This is a genomic window from Hydrogenophaga sp. GW456-12-10-14-TSB4, assembly GCF_059424305.1.
Genome location: NZ_JBWKZH010000063.1, coordinates 1 through 20,491 on the forward strand (window position 1 = coordinate 1; position 20,491 = coordinate 20,491).

Annotated in this window: 21 protein-coding genes, 3 tRNA genes and 1 pseudogene; 11 read left to right on the top strand and 14 right to left on the bottom strand. The window is 69.4% G+C overall.

Going from position 1 to position 20,491, the window contains the following annotated elements; all coding sequences use genetic code 11:
* The 11 genes and pseudogenes from AC07ZS_RS23740 to trpE form a co-directional block, all read right to left on the bottom strand.
* Positions 1 to 71: pseudogene (locus AC07ZS_RS23740) on the bottom strand (GTP-binding protein); the annotation flags it as partial.
* Between the two features lie 53 nt (positions 72 to 124).
* Positions 125 to 199, bottom strand: a tRNA-Thr gene (locus tag AC07ZS_RS23745).
* Positions 200 to 275: 76 nt separating this feature from the next.
* Positions 276 to 349, bottom strand: a tRNA-Gly gene (locus AC07ZS_RS23750).
* Positions 350 to 424: 75 nt separating this feature from the next.
* Positions 425 to 510, bottom strand: a tRNA-Tyr gene (locus AC07ZS_RS23755).
* 66 nt (positions 511 to 576) lie between these two features.
* Complete coding sequence (locus AC07ZS_RS23760; protein WP_494800994.1) at positions 577 to 1,308, bottom strand: uracil-DNA glycosylase; 732 nt, start codon at positions 1,306 to 1,308, stop codon at positions 577 to 579.
* Between the two features lie 7 nt (positions 1,309 to 1,315).
* Entirely contained in the window at positions 1,316 to 2,116 is an 801-nt protein-coding gene (gene trpC / locus AC07ZS_RS23765) for an indole-3-glycerol phosphate synthase TrpC (protein WP_494800995.1), read from the bottom strand.
* 14 nt (positions 2,117 to 2,130) lie between these two features.
* A complete protein-coding gene (trpD, locus tag AC07ZS_RS23770) occupies positions 2,131 to 3,180 on the bottom strand; it encodes an anthranilate phosphoribosyltransferase (RefSeq protein ID WP_494800996.1) in 1,050 nt (349 codons plus the stop codon).
* Between the two features lie 21 nt (positions 3,181 to 3,201).
* On the bottom strand, positions 3,202 to 3,840 hold the full coding sequence (locus AC07ZS_RS23775; protein ID WP_494800997.1) for a LysE family translocator: 639 nt from the start codon (positions 3,838 to 3,840) through the stop codon (positions 3,202 to 3,204).
* 12 nt (positions 3,841 to 3,852) lie between these two features.
* Complete coding sequence (gene ltaE, locus AC07ZS_RS23780; protein WP_494800998.1) at positions 3,853 to 4,920, bottom strand: low-specificity L-threonine aldolase; 1,068 nt, start codon at positions 4,918 to 4,920, stop codon at positions 3,853 to 3,855.
* On the bottom strand, positions 4,917 to 5,507 hold the full coding sequence (locus AC07ZS_RS23785; protein WP_494800999.1) for an aminodeoxychorismate/anthranilate synthase component II: 591 nt from the start codon (positions 5,505 to 5,507) through the stop codon (positions 4,917 to 4,919). Before AC07ZS_RS23785 ends, ltaE begins: the two co-directional genes overlap by 4 nt.
* Positions 5,504 to 7,003: an anthranilate synthase component I gene (gene trpE / locus AC07ZS_RS23790; RefSeq protein ID WP_494801000.1), complete on the bottom strand. Its 1,500-nt coding sequence runs from the start codon at positions 7,001 to 7,003 to the stop codon at positions 5,504 to 5,506. Before trpE ends, AC07ZS_RS23785 begins: the two co-directional genes overlap by 4 nt.
* A gap of 427 nt (positions 7,004 to 7,430) precedes the next feature.
* On the opposite strand from trpE, the gene AC07ZS_RS23795 reads away from it, so the two are divergent.
* Together AC07ZS_RS23795 and AC07ZS_RS23800 are read left to right on the top strand one after the other, a co-directional pair.
* Positions 7,431 to 8,006 (top strand): chalcone isomerase family protein, encoded by a 576-nt coding sequence (locus tag AC07ZS_RS23795; protein ID WP_494801001.1) that lies wholly within the window; start codon positions 7,431 to 7,433, stop codon positions 8,004 to 8,006.
* A gap of 94 nt (positions 8,007 to 8,100) precedes the next feature.
* Entirely contained in the window at positions 8,101 to 9,234 is a 1,134-nt protein-coding gene (locus tag AC07ZS_RS23800; RefSeq protein WP_494801002.1) for an ABC transporter substrate-binding protein, read from the top strand.
* A 7-nt stretch (positions 9,235 to 9,241) separates the two neighbouring features.
* Here the strand turns inward: AC07ZS_RS23800 and AC07ZS_RS23805 are convergent, their stop codons facing one another.
* Positions 9,242 to 9,979, bottom strand: coding sequence for a phosphoglycolate phosphatase (locus AC07ZS_RS23805; RefSeq protein WP_494801003.1), 738 nt, complete (start codon positions 9,977 to 9,979; stop codon positions 9,242 to 9,244).
* Between the two features lie 14 nt (positions 9,980 to 9,993).
* A complete protein-coding gene (locus AC07ZS_RS23810) occupies positions 9,994 to 10,845 on the bottom strand; it encodes a LysR substrate-binding domain-containing protein (RefSeq protein WP_494801004.1) in 852 nt (283 codons plus the stop codon).
* Positions 10,846 to 10,944: 99 nt separating this feature from the next.
* Here AC07ZS_RS23810 and AC07ZS_RS23815 point away from each other — a divergent pair, with 99 nt between their 5' ends.
* The 4 genes from AC07ZS_RS23815 to AC07ZS_RS23830 are packed head-to-tail and all read left to right on the top strand — an operon-like array spanning position 10,945 to position 15,230.
* Positions 10,945 to 12,567 (top strand): AMP-binding protein, encoded by a 1,623-nt coding sequence (locus AC07ZS_RS23815; protein ID WP_494801005.1) that lies wholly within the window; start codon positions 10,945 to 10,947, stop codon positions 12,565 to 12,567.
* Between the two features lie 37 nt (positions 12,568 to 12,604).
* Positions 12,605 to 13,387, top strand: coding sequence for a citryl-CoA lyase (locus AC07ZS_RS23820; protein ID WP_494801006.1), 783 nt, complete (start codon positions 12,605 to 12,607; stop codon positions 13,385 to 13,387).
* Between the two features lie 41 nt (positions 13,388 to 13,428).
* Positions 13,429 to 14,397 carry a Bug family tripartite tricarboxylate transporter substrate binding protein gene (locus tag AC07ZS_RS23825; protein ID WP_494801007.1) on the top strand — a complete coding sequence of 323 codons (969 nt, stop codon included), beginning with the start codon at positions 13,429 to 13,431 and terminating at the stop codon, positions 14,395 to 14,397.
* A 2-nt stretch (positions 14,398 to 14,399) separates the two neighbouring features.
* Complete coding sequence (locus AC07ZS_RS23830; RefSeq protein WP_494801008.1) at positions 14,400 to 15,230, top strand: nitroreductase family protein; 831 nt, start codon at positions 14,400 to 14,402, stop codon at positions 15,228 to 15,230.
* A gap of 22 nt (positions 15,231 to 15,252) precedes the next feature.
* Here the strand turns inward: AC07ZS_RS23830 and rpe are convergent, their stop codons facing one another.
* Positions 15,253 to 15,936, bottom strand: a complete 684-nt coding sequence (gene rpe / locus AC07ZS_RS23835) for a ribulose-phosphate 3-epimerase (RefSeq protein WP_494801009.1) — start codon at positions 15,934 to 15,936, stop codon at positions 15,253 to 15,255.
* Between the two features lie 84 nt (positions 15,937 to 16,020).
* Between rpe and apaG the strand changes: the two genes are divergently transcribed.
* From apaG to AC07ZS_RS23860, 5 genes are read left to right on the top strand one after another with little or no spacing between them, the layout of a single operon-like run.
* Positions 16,021 to 16,416, top strand: a complete 396-nt coding sequence (gene apaG, locus AC07ZS_RS23840; protein ID WP_494801010.1) for a Co2+/Mg2+ efflux facilitator ApaG/CorD — start codon at positions 16,021 to 16,023, stop codon at positions 16,414 to 16,416.
* 41 nt (positions 16,417 to 16,457) lie between these two features.
* Positions 16,458 to 18,500, top strand: a complete 2,043-nt coding sequence (gene tlpB, locus AC07ZS_RS23845; RefSeq protein ID WP_494801011.1) for a transporter-like protein TlpB — start codon at positions 16,458 to 16,460, stop codon at positions 18,498 to 18,500.
* The gene (gene thiL, locus AC07ZS_RS23850) at positions 18,493 to 19,464 is read left to right on the top strand and encodes a thiamine-phosphate kinase (RefSeq protein WP_494801012.1); all 972 of its coding nucleotides are present in this window, start codon (positions 18,493 to 18,495) and stop codon (positions 19,462 to 19,464) included. The genes tlpB and thiL overlap by 8 nt, the downstream gene beginning before the upstream one ends.
* Positions 19,465 to 19,486: 22 nt before the next feature.
* On the top strand, positions 19,487 to 20,005 hold the full coding sequence (locus AC07ZS_RS23855; RefSeq protein WP_494801013.1) for a phosphatidylglycerophosphatase A family protein: 519 nt from the start codon (positions 19,487 to 19,489) through the stop codon (positions 20,003 to 20,005).
* A gap of 2 nt (positions 20,006 to 20,007) precedes the next feature.
* Complete coding sequence (locus tag AC07ZS_RS23860; protein ID WP_494801014.1) at positions 20,008 to 20,490, top strand: CinA family protein; 483 nt, start codon at positions 20,008 to 20,010, stop codon at positions 20,488 to 20,490.
* Position 20,491 lies beyond the last annotated feature (1 nt).

Consider the following 20,491-nt stretch of genomic DNA (forward strand, 5'->3'; position numbering starts at 1 on the left):
CCATGGTCCACGTGACCAATCGTGCCCACGTTCACGTGCGGCTTGGTCCGCTCAAATTTCTCTTTTGCCATTTTTCAGCTCCAAAATCAAAATTGCCGAAACACCAGAACAATGCAGGAATCACTGGTGCCCATGGCGGGAATCGGACCCGCGACCTCTCCCTTACCAAGGGAGTGCTCTACCACTGAGCCACATGGGCAAAGGCACCCGGCGAACCGGACACCTCTGAAAACTCAAACGCCTGTCACAACATACATCCAACCACCGACAGGACATGGAGCGGGAGACGGGAATCGAACCCGCGTCATCAGCTTGGAAGGCTGGGGTTCTACCATTGAACTACTCCCGCCCGATCAAACCGATGCCACACGGCACCAGCCCATTGGGCTTCACTTCCCATTCACTAACACGTCACATCGGTCGCTGGTGGAGGAGGCTGGATTCGAACCAGCGTACGCGTAAGCGGGCAGATTTACAGTCTGCTGCCTTTAACCACTCGGCCACCCCTCCATAGCGCAGCCAGCGATTATGCCATGGATTTGTGTCACGGAACACCAGACCCGGCACTTCCGCCGCTCACCAGGCGATCGGGGGCCCCGCCTGCCCGGCCAGCCAGGCATTGGCCTGCCCGAAATGGCCGCAGCCGATGAACGGCACAGGGCCACGCCGGGCCGACAGCGGCGACGGGTGGTTGGCAATGAGCACGAGGTGCCGCCGGGCGTCGATCAAGGGCGCCTTCTTCTGGGCGTGGGCGCCCCACAGCAGAAACACCTTCGGGTCGCCCGTGGTGCCGCAATGCCGGATGACGGCATCCGTCAGCGCTTCCCAGCCCTGGCCGGCGTGGCTGGCGGGCTGGCCGTCTTCCACCGTCAGGCCGGTGTTGAGCAGCAGCACGCCCTGCCGGGCCCAGCGCACCAGCGAGCCATCGGCAGGCACCGGGATGCCCAGGTCGCGCTGCAGCTCCTGAAACATGTTGCGCAGGCTGGGCGGCACCTTGACGCCGGGCGCCACGGAAAAAGCCAGCCCCTCGGCCTGCCCGGGGCCGTGGTAGGGGTCCTGGCCCAGGATGACCACGCGGACCGCCTCGGGAGCCGCGAGCTCAAGGGCCCGCAAGGGCCGGGGCGGGTAGACCACCGCGCCCTGCGCCAGCCGACCGGCCAGGAAGTCCTGCAAGCCCCGCCCCTCGGGCGAGGCCCAGAAATGCGCCACCAGGTCGGCCCAACCGGGTTGCACCGGCCAGTCGGCGGGCTGGGCGGACAGCAGATGAGGCGCCTGCGCAGGCCCATCCCAGTCGAAACCGGCTTGCATCGCCACCTCAGGCAAACAGCTCGGCCAGCGCCAGCCCCGGCTCGGGTGCGCGCATGAAGGCCTCGCCGACCAGGAAGGCGTTGACGCCCGCGGCGCGCATGGTCTGCACGTCGTCGCGGCCCAGGATGCCCGATTCGGTGATCAACAGGCGGTCGGCCGGCACATCCGGCAGCATGCCCAGCGTGGTCTGCAGCGTCACCTCGAAGGTGCGCAGGTTGCGGTTGTTGATGCCGACCAGGCGGGTCTTGAGCCGAAGCGCTCGCTCCAGTTCGGCGCGGTCGTGCACTTCGACCAGCACGGCCATGTTCAGACCCTGGGCCACGGCCTCGAGCTCGGCCATGCGGGCGTCGTCCAGGCAGGCGGCGATCAGCAGGATGGCGTCGGCGCCCATGGCACGGGCTTCGTACACCTGGTAGGGATCGACCATGAAGTCCTTGCGCAGCACCGGCAGGTCACAGCTGGCGCGGGCCTGCTTGAGGAAGTCGGGGCTGCCCTGGAAGAACTGGCGGTCGGTCAGCACCGACAGGCAGGCCGCGCTCACCTGGCCGTCGCCCTCGGCGTAACTCTGTGCAATGTCGGCCGGGATGAAGTCTTCGCGCAGCACGCCCTTGCTCGGGCTGGCCTTCTTGACCTCGGCGATCACGGCCGCCTGGCCGGCGGCAATCTTGGCGCGCAGCGCGCCCTCGAAATCGCGCGTGAGCACGCGGCTCTCGGCGTCGAAACGCACCGCGTCGAGCGGCTTCTTGCGCTGGGCGGCGGCGATTTCTTCGTGCTTGACGGCCACGATCTTCTGCAGGATGTCGCTCATGACGTTGTTCCAGGTCAGGCCACGAAGGCCTTGAGTTGTTCGAGTTTGGCCAGCGCCGCGCCGGAGGCGAGCGTGCGCCGCGCCAGCGCGATGCCGGCGCCCATGTCGGCCGCCACGTTGGCGGCGTAGAGCGCCACACCGGCGTTGAGCGCCACGATTTCGCTGGCGGCCTTGAAGGACGGATCGTCCCGGCTTTCGAGCACGCCCAGCAGCATCTGGCGCGAGGCCTCGGGCGTCTCCACCCGCAGCGCGCGGCTGCTGGCCATGGTCATGCCGAAGTCCTCGGGGTGGATCTCGTACTCGGTGATCTCGCCGTTCCTGAGTTCGCCCACCAGCGTGGCGGCGCCGAGCGAGACCTCGTCCATGCCGTCGCGCCCGTACACCACCACGGCGTGTTCGGCACCCAGGCGCTGCAAGGCTCGCACCTGGATGCCCACCAGGTCGGGGTGGAAGACGCCCATGAGGATGTTGGGCGCGGAGGCCGGGTTGGTCAGCGGCCCCAGGATGTTGAAGATGGTCTTGATGCCGAGCTCGCGCCGCACCGGTGCCACGTTCTTCATGGCCGGGTGGTGGTTGGGCGCGAACATGAAGCCCACGCCGACCTGTTCGATGCAGCGCGCGATGGCCTCGGGGGCCAGGTTGATGTTGACGCCCAGGCTCTCCAGCACGTCGGCGCTGCCGCTCTTGCTCGAGACGCTGCGCCCGCCGTGCTTGCTCACGCGCGCACCCGCGGCGGCGGCCACGAACATGGCGCAGGTGGAGATGTTGAAGGTGTGCGAACCGTCGCCGCCCGTGCCCACGATGTCGACCAGGTGGGTCTTGTCGGCCACGTGCACCTTGGTGGAGAACTCGCGCATCACCTGGGCGGCGGCGGTGATCTCGCCGATGGTTTCCTTCTTCACGCGCAGGCCGGTGATGAGCGCGGCCATCATGACGGGCGACATCTCGCCGCTCATGATCAGGCGCATGAGGTGCAGCATCTCGTCATGAAAGATCTCGCGGTGCTCGATGGTGCGCTGCAGGGCTTCCTGAGGGGTGATCTTGTGCGCAGAGGTGGGTGACATGAGGGTCTCCGAAGGGTCTCTTTACGGGGCGGGATGGTCGGTCAAGGCCAGTTTCAGGCCGAAGCCGATGAAAAGCACACCGGCGGCACGGTCGAGCCAGTGCATGGCGCGGCGCACCAGGCTCACGCGGTCGGCGGCCCAGGCCGCCAGCCAGGCATAGCCCAGGGTCACGGGGAGCGCGTTGACGCTGAACAGCACCCCCAGCGCCAGGAACGCCAGGGTCTTGTGGCTGGCATCGGGGGCGATGAACTGCGGCAGGAACGCCAGGAAGAACAGGGCCACCTTGGGGTTGAGCACGTTGGTGAGGAAGCCCCGCCGGAACACCCGGCGCAGGTCCGGTTCGGCGGGCGCGGCCTCGGGTGTCCAGCCCGGCGCGGTCGCTCGCAGCAGGCGCACGCCCATCCACAGCAGGTAGGCCGCACCGATGAACTTGACGACGGTGAACGCCATGGCCGAGGCGGCCAGCAGGGCGCCCAGGCCGACGGTGGCGATCGCCACATGCACGAAGCAGCCGGCGAAGATGCCGAGCGCGGCCACCATGCCGGCGCGCGCGCCACCGCGCAGCGAGTTGCTCACGATGTAGAGCACGTCCGGACCGGGCGTGAGGTTGAGCAGCCAGCCGGCCGCGATGAAAAGCAGGAGTTGCGGCCAATCGGGCATGGGATCTCCGGCTCAGTAGACGGCGGTGCCGGCGGCCCGCGCGGCAGGGACCGTGCCACCCTGCGCGAAGAAGGCGCGGGTGCTGGCGATGGCGCGGTCGATGCCCGCCGCGTCCACGTCGAGGTGCGTCACGAAGCGCAGGCCGATCAGGCCGGTGGCGAGCACGCCGTCCTGGGCCAGATGGGCCAGCAGGTCGGGGCCGCGCCCGTCGGCCACATCGACAAACACGATGTTGGTCTGCGCGGAGCGCACGTTCAAGCCCTCGATGCCCGCCAGGCCCTGCGCCAGGCGCTGTGCGAGCGCGTGGTCGTCGGCCAGGCGGCGCACATGGTGGTCCAGCGCATGGTGCGCGGCGGCCGCGAGCAGGCCCGACTGGCGCAAGCCGCCGCCGAGCATCTTGCGCCAGCGCAGCGCGCGGCGGATCAGGGCCTCCGAGCCGCAGAGCGCCGACCCCACGGGCGCGCCCAGGCCCTTGCTGAAGCACACCGACACGCTGTCGAAACGGTCGACGATGCCGCGCACCGCCTGGTAGGGGTCGCCACCGGCCGCCACGGCCGCGTTGAACACGCGCGCGCCATCCAGGTGCACCGCCAGCCCGTGCTCGCGCGCCAGCGCCGTGGCGCCGTCCAGGTAGTCGGCCGGCATCGGGTGGCCGTTCCAGGTGTTCTCCAGGCACAGCAGGCGCGTGCGGGCGAAATGCGGGTCGTCGGGCTTGATGGCGGCGGCGATGTCGGCCAGCCGCATCTGCCCGGTGGCGTCCTGCGCCAGCGGTTGCGGCTGGATGCTGCCCAGCACCGCCGCACCGCCACCCTCGTAGCGGTAGGTGTGGGCGTTCTGGCCCACGAGGTACTCGTCGCCGCGCTCGCAGTGCGCCAACATCGCACACAGGTTGCTCTGCGTGCCACTGGGCATGAACAGCGCGGCTTCCTTGCCCATGATGGCGGCCACGCGCGCTTGCAGCGCCTGCACCGAGGGGTCGTCACCGAACACATCGTCGCCCAAGGGCGCGGCCATCATGGCTTCGCGCATCGCGGCCGTCGGTTGCGTGACGGTGTCGCTTCTCAGGTCAACGGTTTTCATGCTTGTTCCAGAAAATTCCTGAGCATGGCGTGGCCGTGCTCGGTGAGGATGCTCTCGGGGTGGAACTGCACGCCTTCGATGGCCAGCGTCTTGTGCTTCACGCCCATGATCTCGCCGTCCGGCGTCCAGGCCGTGACGTCGAAGCAATCGGGGCAGCTCGCGCGCTCGATCGCCAGCGAGTGGTAGCGGTTCACGGTGAACTGCTCGGGCAGGTTGGCGAACACGCCCTGGCGGGTGGTGGTGATCTGCGAGGTCTTGCCGTGCATCAATTCCTGCGCGCGGACGATCTTGCCGCCGAAGGCCGCGCCGATGCTCTGGTGCCCCAGGCAGACCCCGAGGATGGGCAGCTTGCCCGCGAAGTGCTGGATCGCCGCGACCGAGATGCCGGCCTCCGCGGGCGAGCACGGCCCGGGCGAGATCACCAGCCGGTCGAGCTGCCCGGCTTGCAGGCGGGCCTCGATGGCCTCCAGCGTGATCTCGTCGTTGCGGAACACGCTGACCTCGGCGCCCAGCTCACCGAAGTACTGCACGATGTTGAAGGTGAACGAGTCGTAGTTGTCGACCATCAGCAGGCGAATCGGTTTCATTCCAGGCCCTCCTCGACCAGTTCGGCGGCGCGCAGCAGCGCGCGCGCCTTGTGTTCGGTTTCCCTCCATTCCATCTCGGGCACCGAGTCGGCCACCACGCCGGCCGCGGCCTGCACGTAGAGCGTCTGGTCCTTGATGATGCCGGTTCGGATGGCGATCGCCACGTCCATGTCGCCGGCGTAGCTCAGGTAGCCGCAGGCGCCGCCGTAGATGCCGCGCTTGGTCGGCTCGAGTTGGTCGATCAGCTCCATGGCATGCACCTTGGGCGCGCCGGTCAGCGTGCCGGCGGGGAAGGTGGCCTTGAGCACGTCCATGCTGGTCATGCCGTCATTGAGCACGCCTTCGACGTTGCTCACGATGTGCATCACGTGGCTGTAGCGCTCCACCGCGAAGGCCTCGGTCACCTTCACGGTGCCGGTCTTGGCAATGCGGCCGATGTCGTTGCGCGCCAGGTCGATCAGCATCACGTGCTCGGCGCGTTCCTTGGGGTCGTTGACCAGCTCGGTTTCGGTGGCCTTGTCCAGCTCGGGCGTGGCACCGCGCGGGCGCGTGCCGGCCAGCGGGCGGATGGTGATTTTCTGGCCCTCGGGCGTGTGCTCCTGCCGCACCAGGATTTCCGGCGAAGCCCCCACCACGTGGAAATCCCCGAAGTGGTAGTAGTACATGTAGGGCGAGGGGTTGAGCGAGCGCAGCGCACGGTACAGGCTCAGCGGCGACTCGGTGTAACGCTTCTTGATGCGCTGGCCGACCTGCACCTGCATGAAATCACCGGCGGCGATCAGCTCCTTGGCGCGGTCGACCGCCGCGAGGTAGTCGGCCTTGGCGAAATCGCGTTCGGCCGGGTAGCCCTGGCTGGGCTTGACGACCGGCGCGCTCACCGAGTACTTCAGCGCCTCGCGCAGTTCGCGCAGCCGCTTCTTGGCGTTGGCATAGGCCTCGGGCTGGGCCGGATCGGCGTAGACGATCAGGTAGAGCTTGCCCGAGAGGTTGTCGATCACCGCCAGTTCTTCGCACTGCAGCAGCAGGATGTCGGGACAGCCCAGGGTGTCGGGCGGGCAGCTGTGCTCCAGCTTTTTCTCGATGTGGCGCACCGCGTCGTAACCGAAGTAGCCGGCCAGGCCGCCGCAGAAGCGCGGCAGGCCCGGGCGCAGCGCCACCTTGAAGCGCTGCTGGTAGGCCGCGATGAAGTCCAGCGGGTTGCCATGCGCGGTCTCGATGACGGCGCCGTCGCGCACCACCTCGGTCTTCGCGTCCGCCCCGAAGCCGGTGGCGCGCAGGAACGTGCGCGCCGGCAGGCCGATGAAGCTGTAGCGCCCGAAGCGCTCGCCGCCCACCACCGATTCGAGCAGGAAGCTGTGCTTGCCGTCACCGCGCCCGTGCGCGAGCTTGAGGTAGAGCGAGAGCGGGGTTTCCAGGTCCGCAAAGGCCTCGACCATCAGCGGGATGCGGTTGTAGCCTTGCTGGGCCAGGCTCTTGAATTCGAGTTCCGTGATCATGTTCGTTCTTTCCATCGGCCGCACACCGGGTCATCGACGCGTCGGGTGGGGCGGGGGTCCATGCGATCCGGCGCGGAACGCCGGGTTCGGGGTGGGGTGACAGTGGCGGCGAGGAACGCGCGCGGACTGTGCAAACCCCGGGGGAAGGTGCACGTTTACGCTGGCTTGCGCCAGGGCCAGGCTCCCCGGCCATTGCGGCTCGGCAGACCACCTGAAAAGGATGTGCGTGGGTTGAACATGGAAGGCGCAGTGTAGCAAAGCGCCATGACCGTGTCCCAAATCACGCGCCCAGACCCCGGTTCTACGGCCAAACCCTGATGTCCGGCGCTTGCTGCGCAAGGACAATCCTGGCGAAACGAACGGGTGTTCGTTTTTTTGTGTTCCATCGCCTCCGCCCCTCCGGACAAGCCCCATGAAAACACCGTTGATGCCCCTCCTCGCCCTGGTCTTCGCCCTGCTCGGCCCCGGCGCGGCGCAGGCCGCCACCGTCGACCTGGCCGGCGTGAAGCTCGAAGACCGCGCCACCGTGGCCGGCAGCCCGTTGCTGCTCAACGGCGCCGGCATCCGCTACAAAGCGGTGTTCAAGGTCTACACCGCCGGCCTCTATCTCGGTGAAAAGGCGGCCACGCCCGAGGCCGTGCTCGCGGCCAAGGGCCCCAAGCGCATCAGCATCACCATGCTGCGCGAGATCGACTCCGCCGAGCTGGGCAAGCTGTTCTCGCGCGGCATGGAAGACAACATGGACCGCAGCGCCTTCTCCAAGCTCATCCCCGGCGTGCTGCGCATGAGCCAGGTGTTCAGCGATCACAAGAAGCTCCAGGCCGGCGACAACTTCCTGGTCGACTGGGTGCCCGGCACCGGCACCGTGCTCACCATCAAGGGCAAGGTGGAGGGCGAGCCGTTCAAGGAACCCGAGTTCTACGACGCCTTGCTGCGCATCTGGCTCGGCCCCAAGCCGGCCGACCACCTGCTCAAGGACGCCCTGCTGGGCAAGTCACGCTGACCGGGCCTGCGCGACACGCGGCCCCAAAGCGCCGCCGAACGGGCAACTTGGGCAGCCAGAATGCAGGTCTTCCCTTCAACCGCCCCCATTCGCCATGATCCGTCGCAACCTGATGGCCGCCCTGGCTGCCGCCCTCCTGCCCGTCACCGGCCTGCCCCAGGACGCCCCTGCGTCGGGCGACATCGTGGTGGCGCAGATCGGTCCCTTCACCGTGCTCCCGGCACCGGACCCCAAGGAACTCAACGAGGGCATCAGCGCCGCGCTGGACGAGATCAACGGCCGCGGCGGCATCCAGGGCCGCCGGGTGTCGCTCGTCAAGCTGGACGACACCTACACCTTCGACGGGTTCAAGCAGCAGCTCACCACGGCCATGGCGCAGAAGCCCGTGGCGCTGCTGACGCCGCTGGGGTCCGCCACGCTCAAGGGCCTGCTCGACAGCAAACTGCTCGACAGCACCGACATCGTGATCCTCAACGCCGTGCCGGGCGCCAGCGTGCTGCGCTCGCCGGGGCACCCCAAGCTGTTCCACATCCGGGCCGGCGACGAACAGCAGATCCACAAGATCGTGACGCACGCGCGCACGCTGGGCATCCGCTCCATGGGCGTGCTCCACCAGAACATCCCGATCGGCTCCTCCGGCCTGGCCTCGGCGCGCAGCGCGGCGACCGAGCTGGGCGGCATCGAGATCGTGGAGGCGCAGTCCGCCACGGACGCCCCCGCGCTCGCCCAGGCGGCCAAGGCCCTGGCGGCGGCCAATCCGCAATCGGCCCTGGTGGTCGGGGCGCCCAAGTTCGTCGGTGAGGGCATTGCCGCGCTGCGGGCGGCGGGCATCTCGCAGCAGATCTTCAGCCTGTCCTACCTGCCGGCGCCGGCGCTGATGAAGTTCGCCGGCAACGGCGCGCGCGGCGTGGGCCTGTCCCAGACCTTCCCCAACCCCATGGGCGCCACGCTCCCGCTGCAACGCGACTTCCGCGCCGCGATGCGCAAGACCCACCCCGCGCTGACGGACTACACCACCTTCCACATGGAGGGCTACATCACCGCCCGGGTGTTCGCCGAAGCCGCCAAGCGCAGCCGCAGCCTCAACCCCACGGGCCTCGCTCAGGCCCTGCGCGCCATGGGTGAAATCGACCTGGGCGGCTTCCGCGTCAATTTCGCCAAGACCAACCTGGGCAGCAACTGGGTGGACATCGGCGTGGTGTCCGGCGACGGCAAGCTGCTGTACTGAACCCCGGTCAGGCCCCGGCCTGCCGCAGCCCGGGCAGGTGGTCGAGGCGGTCCACGAAAGCGTCCGCGTCGACCCCGCGCACCGGCTCGCCGTGGTTGTAGCCGTAGGTCACCAGCACCACCGGACAACCGGCCGCGCGCGCGGCCAGTGCGTCGTTCTGCGAATCACCCACCATCAGCGTCTGCGCCGGCGCCGTGCCCAGGGCCTCGCAGGTCTTCAGGAGCGGCAGCGGGTCGGGCTTGGTGCGCTCGAAGCTGTCGCCGCCGAAAACGTGCGCAAAGAAGTCCGCCAGGCCCTTGGCCTGCAGCAGCGGGCGCGCGAAGTTCAGCGGCTTGTTGGTCAGGCAGGCCAATGACCACCCCTGCGCCCGCAGCGCGGTAAGGCCTTCGACGACACCGGGATAGACCGTGCTGTGCTGGCCGTTGATGGCCAGGTAGTGCGACTGGTAACGCGTCCAGACCTCGGGCTGCACGCGGGCGGCGTCGTCGGCGCCGAGGCCGCCGTGCAGCAGCGCCGAACGGATCAGGTGCGCCGAGCCCTTGCCCACCATGTGCTCGATGTCGGCGCGCGCCACCGTGGGACGGTGCACATCCTTCAGCGCGGCGTTGAGGGCGACATCAAAGTCGCCCAGCGTGTCGACCATGGTGCCGTCGAGGTCGACGATGGCAGCGCGAATGCCCTGCGGAGAGGAAGGGGTGAGGTTCACAGAATGGACTTTGAGATGCGCCAAATCCGGCCAGGGCATCTTAGCGGCATGGATCAGTTCCCCCGTTGTTCGATCGAATCGAAGATCTGCCGCGCCAGGGGGTTGACGTTGCGTGGCCCGAGGTAAAGCCGGAAGCTGACGTCAGGCAGCTGCGGCAGCTTTTCGGCGTTGCCCAGCACCCGCAGATCCGGCCCGAGCATTTCGATGGAACGGGCCATGACACCCAACCCCGCCCGCACCGCCGCGCGGATGCCCACCACGTTGGGCGCCGAATAGTGGATGCGCCAGGGGATCTCGGCCCGGTCCAGCGCCTGGATCGCCACCCGCCGGAAGTACGTCCAGTCCTCGGCGACGATCAGCGGCAGCGGCGCCCGCGGCTCGTGCCGGAAGGTCGACGCGGCCAGCCAGACGATCGGCGAGGTGCGCAGCACGATCGACCGCAGATCCGGCTCGTCCAGGGCGATGGCGATCGCGAGATCGAGCTCCCCCTTGCGCAGGTCTTTCAGCAGGTCGGGGCTGCGCCCGGTCTGGATCGCGATCTGCAGGTTGGGATAGCGCTGCGCCAGCTGGGTCAGCAGGTCGGGCAGGATCGACTCGGTCACGTCGTGCGGCGCACCCAGGCGAATTTGCCCGGCCGGGCTCAGGCCCGACAGCGCGGACAGCATCTCGTCATGCAGCGTGAGCATCCGGCGCGCATAGACCAGCAGCTTCTGGCCGTCGGGCGTGGGTTGCACGCCCCGCCCCGCGCGCTCGAACAGGGGTCGGCCCAGTTGCTCGGCCAGGCGCTGCATCTGCTGCGTCACCGCGGCCTGGCTGCGGCGGACTTCGGCGGCCGCCGCCAGCATGGAATGGTGCTCCACGACCGCGACAAAGGTCCGCAGAAGGTCGGTGTCGATGTTTCTCATGATTCAGAGAATCTTATATCTCATTCAGCCATTTGAAATCCATTGCGCCTGATCCGCCCGTAAAGTGCAGAACTCAATTCAGAAGAACCAAACAGATCCATGAGTGCCGCCGTCCAAGAAGCGTTCACGCCGCTCGAGGTGCTGCGCAGCTATCCCGCGCACGACCACACCCTCGACGGCGCGCTGCGCAGCCGCTGCGCGGTGCGCGGGAGCCTGCCCATGCTGATGGAGGGCGGGCAGCCCCTGAGCTGGAACGCCTTCGCCGCGCGGGCCGACGCCCTCGCCGCGGCGCTGCACGGGCGCGGCATCGGCACTGGCGACCGGGTGGCCATCGCCGCGCGCAACGGCAGCGGCCATGTGCTGCTGCTGTTCGCGCTGGCCCGGCTCGGTGCGGTGCTGGTGCCGCTCAATCCCGAGATCGGCGTGCGCGAACTGCGCTACGCCCTCACCCACGCAGACGTGGCCGCCGTGCTGACCGATGCAGCGCTGCTGGACACGCTGCGACAGGCGCTGGAACCCGGCGCCCGGGAGCCATGGCTGGCCCTGGTGCATGCGGCGCCCGGCCACGACCTGCCCGATCTGGCCTCGATGGCGGCCGGTGCGGCCGGCGCCCCATTGCCTCCGCCGCCCACGCCGGACCTGCCCTGCGTCATGATCTTCACCTCGGGCACCACCGGCTTTCCCAAGGGCGTGATGCACAGCCAGCGCAACCTGCTGCTGGTGGGCGAAGCCAACCTGGGTCGCATGCGCCTGCAGCCGGACGACCGGCTGCTCGTGGTGCTGCCCTTCTTCCACGTCAACGCCCTCTTCTATTCGCTGGGCGGCATGCTGGCCAGCGGTTGCACGCTGGTGCTGGTCGAGAAGTTCTCGGCCTCGCGCTTCTGGCAGACGGTGGTGGAGACCGGCACCACGGCCGTCAACATCATCGAGGCCATGGGGACCATCCTCAAATCCCGCGACCGCGCCGAGTACCGGCCGGACCACCGGCTGCGCGTGGTGTACGGCGTGCGGCAGAACGCCCAGGCCGCGTTCCGGGAGGATTTCGGCGTGCCGCACCTGCTCACCGGCTTCGGCATGACCGAGATTCCCGGTGTGACCTGCAACCCCTACGGCGAACCGGCCAAGCCCGGCAGCATGGGCGTGCTGGCCCAGCATCCCGACCCGCAGCAACCCTGGGCCGAGTGCCGCATCGTCGACGACGAGGGCCGCGACCTGGGACCCGATCAGGTCGGCGAACTGTGGGTGCGCACGCCGGTGGCCATGCTGGGCTACTTCCGCGACCCCGAGCACACCGCCGCGGCGTTCCAGGACGGCTGGCTCAAGACGGGCGACATGGTGCGGCGCGATGCGGATGGCTGGTTCTTCTACGCGTCGCGCAAGAAGGACATCATCCGCCGCCGCGGCGAGAACATCGCCGGTGCCGAACTGGACATGGTCATCGGCGGGCACCCGGCCGTCTACGAGACCGCCGCCATCGCCGTCCCGTCGGCGCTGGGCGAAGACGAGATCCTGGCGGCCGTGGTGCTCAAGCCCGGCGAACGGCTGGACGCCGCATCGATCGCCGACTGGTGCCGCGAGCGCCTCGCGCCGCACAAGGTGCCGCGCTACGTGGCCTTCGTCGAGACCCTGCCGCACACCCCCACCCACAAGGTCGCCAAGGCCCGGATGCGGCAGGACCCCGCCCTGCTGGCCGGTGCCGTCGACCTGGCCGCAGGCCGCTGAGCCGCGCCTTTTGTTCACCCCCACACCGAGAACCCCCATGGCCCAACGCAAACCGATGCGCACCGACATCGCGTGGAGCACCACCGATTCCATCACCGTCAAGGGGCTCGACGTCTGCAAGGACATCCTGGGCAAGGTGTCGCTGGGCGACATGGCCTTCCTGGAAATGACCGACCGGCTGCCGACACCGCGCGAGTCGGTGGTGTTCAACGCCATCGCCGTCTGCCTGGTCGAGCACGGCCTGACGCCCAGCGCCCTGGCCACCCGCCTCACCATCGCCGGCGCGCCCGAGGCCATGCAGGCCGCCGTCGGCGCCGGCCTGTGCGGCCTGGGCAGCGTGTTCGTGGGCAGCATGGAAGACGCGGCCCGCCTGCTGCAGCGGGCCATGCCGCAGCCGGACCCCGCGGCCGACATCGCCGCCCTGGCCGCCGCGCTGGTCGACCGCGAGCTGGCCGCGGGCCGCAGCATCCCCGGCATCGGCCACCACATCCACAAGCCCGTCGATCCCCGGGCCCCGGCCTTGTTCGCGATCGCGCGCGAGAACGGCTTCGCGGGCCCCTATGTCGAGCTGATGAACGCGGTCGCCACGGAGGCCGGCCGCCGGCTGGGCAAGAACCTGCCGGTCAACGCGACCGGCGCGATCGCCGCCATCGCCAGCGAGCTGCGGCTGCCATGGGAGATCGTGCGCGGCATCGGCGTGATGGCGCGCGCCATCGGCCTGGTGGCCCACGTCCTTGAAGAGCTGCGCAACCCGCTGGCGCGCGAGATGAAGACCCTGGTGGAAGACATGGCCACCGCGCATTTCCGCACCGCCCCCTGACGGGCTGACCCATACCCATACCTATATTTAGGAGACACACCATGAAACCCCTGATCCGCCCCCTGCTGCTGACCGTCCTGGGACTGGCCTCGCTGTCCGCTTCCGCCGCCGACCCCTACCCCAGCAAGCCCATCCGCATCGTGGTGCCGTTTGCGGCCGGCGGCAGCGGCGACTTCATCGTGCGCACCATCTCGGACCGCTTCGCCGCCGCGATCAAGCAGTCGGTGGTGGTCGAGAACCGGGGCGGTGGCAACACGGTCACGGGCACCGAGTACGTCGCGCGCTCGGCACCGGACGGCTACACGCTGCTGTTCACCAGCACCGCGCTCTCGACCAACCCCTCGCTCGTGCCGAACCTGAGCTACCGCACCCCAGAGGATTTCGCGCCGGTCGGCCAGGTCATCTCCTACCCGTTCGTGCTGGCCGCCCGCAGCAACCTGGAGGTCAACAACATCCCGGAGCTGATCGCCTTCGCGAAAAAGAACCCGGGCGCCCTCACGGCCTCGACCTCGGGCGACGGCTCTGGCGCCCACCTCGCGACCGCGCTGCTGAAGGAAGCGGCGGGCATCGACCTGATGACCATCCCGTACCGGGGCGCCGGCCCCGCCATGACCGATGTGGCCGCCGGCCACGTCGACATGACCTTCACCGGCATGTCGCAGGTCAAGCCCTTCGCGGACAGCAAGAAGGTCAAGATCCTCGCCACCTCCGGCCTGAACCGCATGAAGTCCGCCCCCGAGGTGAAGACCATTGCCGAACAGGGCGTGCCCGGCTTCAATGCGGTGGTCTGGTGGGGCATGCTGGCCCCGGCAGGCACGCCCAAGGACGTGGTCGACAAGATCAACCAGGCCCTCAAGGTGAGCCTGGCCGACCCCGAGGTGGAGAAGCGCATGGCCATCATCGATGGCGATGTCCGCGTCTCCACCCCGCAGGAATTCGAGAAACTCATCCGCGACGAAGTGGTGCGATGGAAACGGCTGATCAAACCCTCCGGCGTGGCGGCGCGCTGAACGTGAACGGTTCCACCGACCTCCAGGCCCTGCTGAAGGCGCGCTACGGCGCGGCCGCGCCGACGCCGCGGGCCGCCGAAAACCCGGTCATCGGCACCCTGCTGCAACACCGCTCGGTCCGCAGCTACACCCCGGCGGCCGTGTCGGACGATGCCCTCAGCCTGATGCTGGCCGCGGCGCAATCGGCGTCCACCTCGTCCAACCTGCAGTGCTGGAGCGTGGTGGCCGTGCGCGAGCCCGAGCGCAAACAGCGCCTCGCCGCACTGGCAGGCGACCAGCGCCACATCCGCGAGTGCCCGCTGTTCCTGGTCTGGCTGGCCGACCTGGCGCGCCTGGACACCACCGGCGAACGGTTCCAGTTGCGCCGCGACGGGCTGGACTACATGGAAATGCTGATGATCGGCGTGATCGACGCCGCGCTGGCGGCGCAGAACGCGGCGGTGGCGGCCGAAGCCCAGGGCCTGGGCATCGTCTACATCGGTGGCATGCGCGACCGGCCCGAAGAGGTCGCCGCCGAACTGGGGCTGCCGCCGCGCACCGCGGCGGTCTTCGGCATGTGCGTGGGGCACCCCGACCCGCAGCGCCCCACCACCATCAAGCCGCGCCTGCCGGGCGCCGCGGTGCTGCACCACGAGCGCTACGACACCGAGACCCACATTGCCCCGGTCGATGCGTACCTGCAGACCGCAAGCGCGTTCTACCGGGAGCAGCAGATGAAGACCCACGGCAACTGGGCCGAGCATTCGCTGCACCGGGTGCGCGGCCCGGAGGCGATGCGGGGCCGCGAGCGGCTCGCCGAAGCGCTTCGGGCCCGGGGGTTTCCGTCGCGCTGACGCGGCGGCCACCCCGCCAGCGTCACGCCAGCGCCGCGCGCATCTGGTCGATCACCGCCTTGTAGTCCGGCTTGCCGAAGATCGCGCTGCCGGCCACGAAGGTGTCGGCCCCCGCGTCCGCCACGCGGCGGATGTTGTCGGCCTTGATGCCGCCGTCCACCTCCAGGCGGATGTCCTTGCCGCTGGCCTCGATGCGCCGGCGCGCGTCCTCGATCTTGCGCAGCGCGGAGTCGATGAAGCTCTGGCCGCCGAAGCCCGGGTTCACGCTCATGATCAGGATCAGGTCGATGTCGTCGATCAGCCAGTCCAGCACGTCCAGCGGCGCGCCGGGGTTGAAGGTCAGGCCGGCCTTGGCGCCCTTGGCCTTGATGGCCTGCACGCTGCGGTGCACGTGGGCGCTCGCATCGGGGTGGAAGCTCACCAGGTCGGCACCGGCGTCGATGAAGGCGCCGGCCAGCGCGTCCACCGGCTGGATCATCAGGTGCACGTCGATCGGCACCGGCGTGCCGTCGGGCTTCTTCGCGTGCGGCTTGAGCGCCTGGCAGATCATCGGCCCGAAGGTCAGGTTGGGCACGTAGTGGTTGTCCATCACGTCGAAGTGGATCCAGTCGGCGCCGGCGGCGATGACGTTCTTCACCTCGTCGCCCAGGCGGGCGAAATCGGCGGACAGGATGGAGGGGGCGATGCGGTGCTGGACTTGGGACATGACAGTGGGGATGGGCGGTGGGGCGAAAGACCCCATTCTCGCAGGGCCGACGCTTTGGCGCAGGCGCGCGGTAACATGCCGCCCATGCCGAAATACCTCTTCACCTGCGAGGTCGAACCCCAGTTTCTGAGCGAGCAGTCCTCGCCCGACGAAGACGTGTACGCCTTCGCGTACACCATCACCATCACCAACGCCGGCGAGGTCACGGCGCAGCTGATTGCGCGCCACTGGATCATCGACGACGCCAACGGCCGCACCGAACAGGTCAAGGGCCTGGGCGTGGTCGGCCACCAGCCCCTGCTGCGGCCCGGCGAATCCTTCCAATACACCAGCGGCACGCGCCTGGCCACCCCCACGGGCGCCATGCGCGGCAGTTTCTTCTGCGTGGCCGAAGACGGCGAGCGCTTCGAGGCCGAGGTCACCGAGTTCGCGCTGCATGCCCCGGGTTCGGGCGATGCGCCGGCCCGGGTGCTGCACTGAAGCCCCGCGCCCCGACACGCGGCCCACACCCCCAAGACCGCATGCCCACTTCCACCCCGCTCGACACCCTGGACCCGGACGCCTCGCTGGCCTTGCGCCACCTGTGGCTGATCGATGCGCTGCGCTGGGTGCGCGGCGAAGAAGCCGATGTGCAGGCCAGCGTCAGCCGCGTGCGACTGTTCCTGGACACCGTGCAGGCCGACCCGGCCCTGCAGGCGCGCTGGCGCCGCTGGTGGAACCGGTTCATCACCACCGTGGACCTCACGCCGCTGCTGGCCGATCACGGCTTCGCGCCCCGCACCGCCTTTCTCAGCGAATTCGGCAACCGCCTGCGCAAGAAGGTGCTGCCCGGCACGCCCGAAACCACCGACATGGCCGAGCTGTTCGACCTGCTGCTGTCCGCGCGTTTTGACGTGCGCTGGCTCAAGGCGCTCGACAGCGACACCCTCAAGCGCCTGCGCGCGCTGCTGATCGCACCGCCCGATGCCCCGGTGGACGAGACCACCGCCGGCTTCTGGCAGAGCGCGCTGATGGACGCGCTGATCTACTGCGTGAGCCAGATCAGCGCCACCGGCTTCGCCTCGGAGATCCGCATCCGCATGTCGCCCGAGGCGCAGGCCCAGCGCCCCTTCCACGAGCTGCCGGCCGATTTCGAGGCGCTGCGGCGCGCGGTGAACGAACACGGCGCGCGCAGCCCCGAGGCCATGGCCGCGGCCGAAGTGCTGCGCCAACAGCTCGATGCCTGCCGCCACGCCGCCTACACCGTGTACTCGCACCTGGAAGAGCACGGCGTGTCGGTCGGCATCGTGTTCCGCCTGCGCCAGCTGCGCGAGCGCATCGTGCGCGTCAAGGAGCTGCTGGACTGCCTGCAGTCCGAACAGCCCGAGCGCGCCACCGCCGCGCTGCTGGCCGATCTGGCCCAGGTCGGCCTGGACAACCGCAGCGTGCGCTCGCTCATCGCCAGCAGCTCGCAGCTCACCGCCGCCAAGGTCGCCGAACGCAGCGCCGAGAGCGGCGAGCACTACATCACCCGCAACGCGGCCGAGTACCGCGAGATGCTGCGCAAGGCGGCCGGCGGCGGCGCCATCGTCGGCGTCACGGTCTGGGTCAAGTTCCTGATGGTCGGCCTGGGCCTCACCGCGTTCTGGGGCGGCTTTGCCAACGGGGTGAACTACGCGACCTCGTTCGTGGTCATCATGCTGCTGCACCTCACGCTGGCCACCAAGCAGCCCGCCGTGACCGCCCCTGCCATGGTCGCCAAGCTGCGCGACATCAAGGCGCCCGGTGCCGTGCGCCGCTTCGTCGACGAGGTCGCCAACCTGTTCCGCTCGCAGATCGCGTCCATCGTGGGCAACATCGGGCTGGTGATCCCGGTGGTGGTGCTGTTCAGCCTGGTCATGCAGCTGACCACCGGCGGGGCCATGCTCGACGAGCACAAGGCCCACCAGGTGCTCAAGGACATCAGCCTGCTCGGGCCCCTGGTGCTGTTCGCGGCCTTCACCGGCGTGCTGCTGTTCGCCTCCAGCATCATCGCCGGCTGGGTCGAGAACTGGTACGTGTTCCACAACCTGGACTCGGCCATGCAGCACAACCCGCGCTTCACCGCCGTGCTCGGGCGCGCGCGCGCCGCGCGCTGGGCCGACTTCATGCGCCGCAACATCTCGGGCCTGGCGGCCAACATCTCGCTGGGCTTCATGCTCGGCCTGGTGCCCGCCTTCATGACCTTCTTCGGCATCGGGCTGGACGTGCGCCACGTCACCCTGTCCGCCGGCCAGGTCGCCGCCGCGGCCATGGCGCTGGGCTGGAGCGTGTTCAAGGAGTCGGGGTTCTGGTGGGCGGTGGCCGGCGTGCTCGCCATCGGCCCCATCAACCTGGGCGTGAGCTTCTACCTCGCGTTCCGACTGGCCCTGCAGGCGCAGAACATCAGCGAGGTCAACCGCCAGCTGATCCGCGCCGCGATCAAGCGCCGCATCCGTGCGGCCCCGCTGAGCTTCCTGATTCCGCCGCGCAACGCGCGCCACGGCGAAGACGACGAACCGCCCGCCCCGGCGCCCATGGCGGGCCCGCCTCACGCGAATGGGTGAGTTCGAGCTGATCCGCCGCCATTTCCAGCGCGCACCGGCCCCCGCCGGGGACACCGCGGTGGTGCTGGGCATCGGCGACGACTGCGCCCTGCTGCAACCCAGCCCCGGCCACCAGCTCGCGATCTCCAGCGACATGCTGGTCGAGGGCCGGCATTTCTTTGCCGACGTGGACCCCGAAGCGCTCGGCCACAAGGCCCTCGCCGTGAACCTGAGCGACCTCGCCGCCATGGGCGCGCGCCCGCTGGGCTTCACGCTCGCGCTCGCCCTGCCCCACGCCGACAGCGACTGGCTCGCGTGCCTGGCCCGAGGCCTGTTCGCGCTGGCCGACGCACACGCCTGCCCGCTGGTGGGCGGCGACACGACGCGCGGCCCGCTCAACCTGTGCATCACCGTCTTCGGCGAGGTGAGGCCGGGTCAGGCGCTGCGGCGCGACGCCGCGCGCGCGGGCGACGACCTGTATGTGAGCGGGCGCACCGGCGAAGCCCGGCTGGCGCTGGAACAGTTGCGCGGCACCGGCTGGGCCGGCGCGGCCGTGGACGCCGAAGCCCGCGCCCGGCTGGAGCGGCCCACGCCGCGCAACGCCCTGGGCACGGCCCTGGCCGCCGTGGCGGGCGTGCACGCGGCGATCGACCTGAGCGACGGTCTGGCCGGCGATCTCGGCCACATCCTGCAGGCCAGCGGCGTGGGCGCCGACATTCATTTGCCCGCCCTGCCCGTGGCCCCTGTGTTGCAAGGCTTGCCCGACGCGCAGCGGATCGAGTGCCTGCTGGCGGGCGGTGACGACTATGAGCTGCTGTTCACCGCCACGCCCGAGGCGCGCGAGGCGATCGCCTTGGCATCGCGCGAAAGTGGCACGCCGGTCACGCGCATCGGGCGCATCACGGCCGATGCGGGCCTGCGCCTGCTCGACGCGGCGGGCCAGGCGCGGCCATTCGGCGCACACGGCTTCGACCATTTCGCCTGAATGCCCGCCCGATAATCCCCGCATGCCCGACACCGCCGCCGACGCGCCTCTCACCCGCCCGACCTGGCGCTTCCTCTTCGCCCACCCGGCCCACTTCCTCGCCCTGGGCGCGGGCGCCGGCCTGAGCCGACTGGCGCCGGGCACGGCCGGCACGCTCTGGGCCTGGGTCGCCTTCCTGCTGCTGGACCCCCTGCTCACGCCCCGGTCCTGGGCCCTCGTGATCGCCGCGGCCACGCTCGCGGGCTGGTGGGCCTGCACCGTCACCGCGCGGCACATGCGCGTGGCCGACTCCGGCCACATCGTGTGGGACGAGGTGGTCGCCTTCTGGCTGGTGCTGTGGATGATCTCGCCCAGCGGCTTCTGGGCGCAGTTCGCGGCCTTTCTGATCTTCCGGCTGTTCGACATGGTCAAGATCGGCCCCATGGCCTGGGCGGACCGAACCTTCAAGGGCTTCGGACCGCGCGGCGGCTTCGGCATCCTGCTCGACGACTTCGCCGCCGCCTTCTGCACGCTGCTCGTCATCGCTTTGTGGAGGCTCTGAACATGCCCGACACCACCGCCACCCTGGTCGAACAACTCGCGCACGCCCTCAAGGCGCGCGGCCTGATGATGGCCACCGCCGAGAGCTGCACCGGCGGCCTGATCGCCGGCGCCTGCACCGACGTCTCGGGCTCCAGCGACTGGTTCGAGCGCGGCTTCGTCACCTACTCCAACGCCGCCAAGCACGGCATGCTTGGCGTGCCGGCCCTGCTGATCGAACAGCACGGCGCGGTGAGCGAGCCGGTGGCGCGCGCCATGGCCTCGGGTGCGCTCGCGCACTCGCCGGCCCAACTCGCCGTGGCCGTGACCGGTGTGGCCGGCCCCACCGGTGGCAGCGCCGAGAAGCCGGTGGGCACGGTGTGGTTCGGCTGGGCCACGCCCGAAGGCGTGTTCACCGAACACCAGCGCTTCGACGGCGACCGCGCCGCCGTGCGCCAGGCCACCGTGCGGCACGCGCTCGCCGGCCTCTTGCAACGCCTGACCTGAA

Excerpts from the sequence above, each read along its gene's own strand:
- AC07ZS_RS23760 (WP_494800994.1), bottom strand. The coding sequence starts at position 1,308 with ATGCAAGCCGGTTTCGACTGGGATGGGCCTGCGCAGGCGCCTCATCTG.
- trpC (WP_494800995.1), bottom strand. The coding sequence starts at position 2,116 with ATGAGCGACATCCTGCAGAAGATCGTGGCCGTCAAGCACGAAGAAATC.
- trpD (WP_494800996.1), bottom strand. The coding sequence starts at position 3,180 with ATGTCACCCACCTCTGCGCACAAGATCACCCCTCAGGAAGCCCTGCAG.
- AC07ZS_RS23775 (WP_494800997.1), bottom strand. The coding sequence starts at position 3,840 with ATGCCCGATTGGCCGCAACTCCTGCTTTTCATCGCGGCCGGCTGGCTG.
- ltaE (WP_494800998.1), bottom strand. The coding sequence starts at position 4,920 with ATGAAAACCGTTGACCTGAGAAGCGACACCGTCACGCAACCGACGGCC.
- AC07ZS_RS23785 (WP_494800999.1), bottom strand. The coding sequence starts at position 5,507 with ATGAAACCGATTCGCCTGCTGATGGTCGACAACTACGACTCGTTCACC.
- trpE (WP_494801000.1), bottom strand. The coding sequence starts at position 7,003 with ATGATCACGGAACTCGAATTCAAGAGCCTGGCCCAGCAAGGCTACAAC.
- AC07ZS_RS23795 (WP_494801001.1), top strand. The coding sequence starts at position 7,431 with ATGCCCCTCCTCGCCCTGGTCTTCGCCCTGCTCGGCCCCGGCGCGGCG.
- AC07ZS_RS23800 (WP_494801002.1), top strand. The coding sequence starts at position 8,101 with ATGATCCGTCGCAACCTGATGGCCGCCCTGGCTGCCGCCCTCCTGCCC.
- AC07ZS_RS23805 (WP_494801003.1), bottom strand. The coding sequence starts at position 9,979 with ATGCCCTGGCCGGATTTGGCGCATCTCAAAGTCCATTCTGTGAACCTC.
- AC07ZS_RS23810 (WP_494801004.1), bottom strand. The coding sequence starts at position 10,845 with ATGAGAAACATCGACACCGACCTTCTGCGGACCTTTGTCGCGGTCGTG.
- AC07ZS_RS23815 (WP_494801005.1), top strand. The coding sequence starts at position 10,945 with ATGAGTGCCGCCGTCCAAGAAGCGTTCACGCCGCTCGAGGTGCTGCGC.
- AC07ZS_RS23820 (WP_494801006.1), top strand. The coding sequence starts at position 12,605 with ATGGCCCAACGCAAACCGATGCGCACCGACATCGCGTGGAGCACCACC.
- AC07ZS_RS23825 (WP_494801007.1), top strand. The coding sequence starts at position 13,429 with ATGAAACCCCTGATCCGCCCCCTGCTGCTGACCGTCCTGGGACTGGCC.
- rpe (WP_494801009.1), bottom strand. The coding sequence starts at position 15,936 with ATGTCCCAAGTCCAGCACCGCATCGCCCCCTCCATCCTGTCCGCCGAT.
- apaG (WP_494801010.1), top strand. The coding sequence starts at position 16,021 with ATGCCGAAATACCTCTTCACCTGCGAGGTCGAACCCCAGTTTCTGAGC.
- tlpB (WP_494801011.1), top strand. The coding sequence starts at position 16,458 with ATGCCCACTTCCACCCCGCTCGACACCCTGGACCCGGACGCCTCGCTG.
- thiL (WP_494801012.1), top strand. The coding sequence starts at position 18,493 with ATGGGTGAGTTCGAGCTGATCCGCCGCCATTTCCAGCGCGCACCGGCC.
- AC07ZS_RS23855 (WP_494801013.1), top strand. The coding sequence starts at position 19,487 with ATGCCCGACACCGCCGCCGACGCGCCTCTCACCCGCCCGACCTGGCGC.
- AC07ZS_RS23860 (WP_494801014.1), top strand. The coding sequence starts at position 20,008 with ATGCCCGACACCACCGCCACCCTGGTCGAACAACTCGCGCACGCCCTC.